Consider the following 4,318-nt stretch of genomic DNA (forward strand, 5'->3'; position numbering starts at 1 on the left):
CCTGCTGGGGGTGTTGAGGGTTGGGTGCCGCGGGGGGCGGTGCTGGTTACGGGTGGTACGGGTGCGTTGGGCGGGCGGGTGGCTCGGTGGGTGGCCGAGCGGGGTGCGGAGCATGTGGTGTTGACCAGCCGCCGGGGTCCGGATGCTCCGGGGGCTGGGGAGCTTGAGGCGGAGTTGTCGGCTCTGGGTGTGCGGGTGACGGTGGTGGCGTGTGATGTCGCGGACCGGGATGCGGTTCGGGCGTTGCTGGCGGAGTACCCGGTAGACGCTGTGTTCCATGTTGCGGGTGTGGTGGATTCGCTGTCGTTGGCTGAGGCGGATGGGGCTCATTTTGCTGGGGTGATGGGGGCGAAGGCTGCGGGGGCTGCGCATTTGGATGAGTTTTTGGGTGATCGGGAGCTGGATGCGTTTGTGGTGTTCTCTTCGATTGCTGGTGTGTGGGGCAGTGGTGGTCAGGGGGCGTATGCGGCGGCGAATGCGTTTCTGGACGGGTTGGTTGAGGCGCGTCGGGTGCGGGGTTTGGCGGGCTCTGCGGTGGCGTGGGGGCCGTGGGGTGAGGGGGGTATGGCGGCTGCGGAGGGTGCGGAGGAGCATCTGCGGCGTCGTGGGCTGAGGCCGCTGGATCCGGGGCTTGCGTTGTCGGTGCTGGAGCAGGCTGTCGGTGGTGCGGATGCTTCGGTGGTGGTGGCGGATGTGGAGTGGGAGCGGTTTGTTCCGGCGTTCACCAGCGGCCGCCCGAGCTCTCTCCTGCAAGACCTGCCGGAAGCCGCTGACGCGCTGAGTGGCGTACCCGGGAAGAGAGTTGAAGATGGGGCCGGCCCATCCCTCCTCGACAGACTCGCGGGCGTTTCCGCGGTGGAGCGCTCGCAGGCCGTTCTCGATCTCGTACGCACCCACACGGCCGCTGTCCTCGGATTCCGCGATCTGAAGTCCGTGGAGGCCGCCAAGGCATTCCGGGAGCTGGGTTTCGACTCGCTCACCGCGGTCGAGCTGCGCAACGGATTGAACGCCGACACCGGAATGCGCCTGCCCGCCACATTGGTCTTCGACTACCCCACGCCGCAGCTGCTGGCAGAGCATGTGCACGACACGCTGTTCGGCGCCACGGAGGTCGAGCCGGAGGCCGCTGTCCTGGCTGACCTGGACCGCCTTGCGAGCGCGATTTCAAGAGTTTCCCCAGAGAACGACGTCAGGGGGCTCGTTGAGACCCGTCTTCGGAGCATCCTGTCCGAGTTGGGCGGGGTGGCCGAGGGCGATCCGAAGTCCGCCGTGTCTCAGCAGCTCGATGCGGCCACGGACGACGAGATCTTCGACTTCATCAATCAGGAGCTCGGCCGTTCCTGAACGCCGCAGGTGAACCGTTCCGGTCTACGACGTATGGGGCAAGTTCCACATGGCGAATGAAGAGCAGCTTCGGGACTACCTCAAGTGGGTCACCGCCGACCTGCACGATGCCCGTCGGCGGCTGCAAGAGCTGGAATCGCAGCAGCAGGAGCCCATCGCGATCGTCGGGATGAGTTGCCGCTTCCCCGGAGGTGTGAGCTCGCCAGAGGAATTCTGGCGCCTGCTGGTACGCGGAGATGACGCCATCTCCGAGTGGCCGCGGGACCGTGGCTGGGATGCCGAAGCGTTGTATGACCCGGAGTCGAGTGGTTCCGGCACGAGCTACTCGCGCGAGGGCGGCTTCGTCTATGACGCCAACGAATTCGACTCTGGCTTCTTCGGAATTTCACCGCGCGAGGCGCTCGCAATGGATCCCCAGCAGCGGTTGCTGCTGGAAGCCTCCTGGGAGGCCTTCGAGGGGGCCGGAATCGACCCTCTCGGGGTAAGGGGCAGCCGCAGCGGTGTCTTCGTAGGGTGCAGCGGCCAGGAATACGGCGCCGGCCTTCGCGATATTCCGGACGACGTTCGTGGCCATCTCCTGACCGGTAACTCGACCTCGGTCGTGTCGGGCCGTGTCGCCTATGCGCTGGGACTCGAGGGTCCTGCCGTGACCGTTGACACGGCGTGCTCCTCCTCCCTGGTGGCGCTGCATCTGGCATCCCAAGCTCTCCGGTCGGGCGAATGCACGCTCGCCTTGGCGGGAGGGGTGACGGTGATGTCGACGCCGGGGGCGTTCATCGAGTTCAGCCGTCAGCGTGGCTTGGCGTCCGATGGCCGCTGCAAGGCATTCTCTGATGCTGCTGATGGCACTGGATGGGCCGAAGGCGTCGGGATGCTGGTGGTGGAACGGCTGTCGGATGCGCGGCGGAACGGCCACCGGGTGCTGGCGGTCGTACGCGGCTCTGCGGTGAACCAGGACGGCGCGTCCAACGGCCTGACCGCGCCGAATGGTCCTTCCCAGCAGCGGGTGATCCGGCAGGCGTTGGCGGGGGCAGGTCTCTCGGCTTCGGACGTGGACGCGGTGGAGGCGCACGGTACCGGCACTTCGCTGGGTGATCCGATCGAGGCGCAGGCGCTGCTGGCGACGTACGGCCAGAATCGGGATGAGGACCGGCCGGTGTGGCTGGGTTCGGTGAAGTCGAACATTGGTCACACGCAGGCGGCCGCGGGTGTGGCCGGTGTGATCAAGATGGTGCTGGCGCTTCAGCACGCAGTCCTGCCGCGGACTTTGCATGTGGAGGAGCCGTCGTCGCATGTGGACTGGTCGGCGGGCAACGTACGACTGCTCACCGAGGCCGTGGGCTGGCCGGAGAGCGGTCGGCCCAGTCGCGCGGCGGTCTCCGCCTTCGGCGTCAGCGGCACAAACGCTCACGCTGTGCTGGAGCAGGCGCCCGAGATGGAGCCTGCCGACGGAGACGAGCAAGAGGGCGGTAAGGCCGAATCCCTCCAGCTGCCGCTGTTGCCCTGGGTGCTCTCCGCACGCAGCGAGGCCGCCCTGAGGGCGCAGGCCGCGAGGCTGCTTTCCCACGTCGACGGCCATCCCGAGCAGGACATACGCAACCTCGCCTGGTCGCTGGCTTCAACGCGAGCCGGGCTGGAGAACCGTGCCGTTGTACTCGGGAACAGCCGGGAGGAACTGGTCGCGGGACTAGGCGCACTTGCCCGTGATGAGTACGCCGAAGCTGTTGTACGGGGAACGGCCAAATCGGGTGTGAAGACGGCCTTCCTGTTCGCGGGGCAGGGTGCGCAGCGGGTCGGTATGGGCCGGGAGTTGTACGACGCCTTCCCTGTTTTCGCGGAGGCGTTTGATGCTGTGTGCGCGTATTTCGACAGTGGGCTGGAGTCGTCGCTGCGGGATGTGGTCTTCGGTGATGATGCGGATGCGTTGAGTCGGACGGGGGTTACGCAGCCTGCGTTGTTCGCGGTCGAAGTGGCGTTGTTCCGGTTGGTGGAGTCGTTCGGTGTCAGGCCTGATTTCCTGTTGGGGCATTCGATCGGTGAGTTGGCGGCTGCGCATGTGGCCGGTGTGATGGGTCTTGGGGATGCGTGTCGTCTGGTGGCGGCGCGGGGCCGGTTGATGCAGGCGTTGCCGGCGGGTGGGGCGATGGTCTCGCTCCAGGCATCGGAAACCGAAGTGCTGCCGCTCCTGGACCCGGAGCGGGTGAGCATCGCAGCGGTGAACGGACCGCAGGCGACGGTCATCGCGGGTGAGGAATCCGCGGTTGCGGAGGTCGCCGGCCGGTTCGAGGAGGAGGGCCGGAAAGTGAAACGGCTGCGGGTGAGCCATGCGTTCCACTCGCCGTTGATGGAGCCGATGCTGGCCGAGTTCCGTACGGTCGCCGAGAGCGTGGCGTACGAGCAGCCCCGTATCCCGGTCGTCTCGAACGTGACCGGCGAGCTCGCCACGGATCTGGCCTCTCCCGAGTACTGGGTGCGGCATGTTCGCGAGGCCGTCCGGTTCGCCGACGCTATCCGGTGGCTGGAAGAGCACAGCGTCGCTCGCTACCTCGAAATCGGTCCTGACGGCACGCTCAGCGGGATGGCACAGGCCTGCGTAGAAGGCTCAGTGCCGACGGCGGTGCCCGCACTGCGAAGGGACCGGCCCGAGGCACAGAACGTAGTGACAGCCATAGCGCAGCTGCACGCACACGGTTCCGCGCTTGACTGGACTGCGCTGCTGCCCGGAGCCCTCCCTATCGATCTGCCGACTTATCCGTTTCAGCGTGAGCGCTACTGGCTGGAGTCGTCCGGGGCGGAAGCCGAAGACGCCGCAGCCCAGGCGCTCGACGGGGGCGAGGCGCAGTTCTGGGACGCGGTTGAGCGCGGAGACTCGACTGCGTTGGCTGGGGATCTGGCGATCGATTGTGATGCTTCGTGGAGTGAGGCTCTGACTGCGTTGTCGTCGTGGCGGCGGCAGCGGCGTGAGCGGTCGGTG

1 protein-coding gene and 1 pseudogene are annotated in these 4,318 nt (G+C 66.9%); both read left to right on the plus strand.

Features of this window, described 5'->3' with window-relative positions; genetic code table 11:
- Positions 1-90: 90 nt before the first annotated feature.
- Positions 91-1,344, plus strand: a complete 1,254-nt coding sequence (locus ACZ3H8_RS40630) for a beta-ketoacyl reductase (protein ID WP_467410388.1) — start codon at positions 91-93, stop codon at positions 1,342-1,344.
- 49 nt (positions 1,345-1,393) lie between these two features.
- Positions 1,394-4,318 (plus strand): annotated as a pseudogene (locus ACZ3H8_RS40635) (beta-ketoacyl synthase N-terminal-like domain-containing protein); the annotation flags it as partial.

Source organism: Streptomyces sp. NPDC002868 (assembly GCF_055563295.1).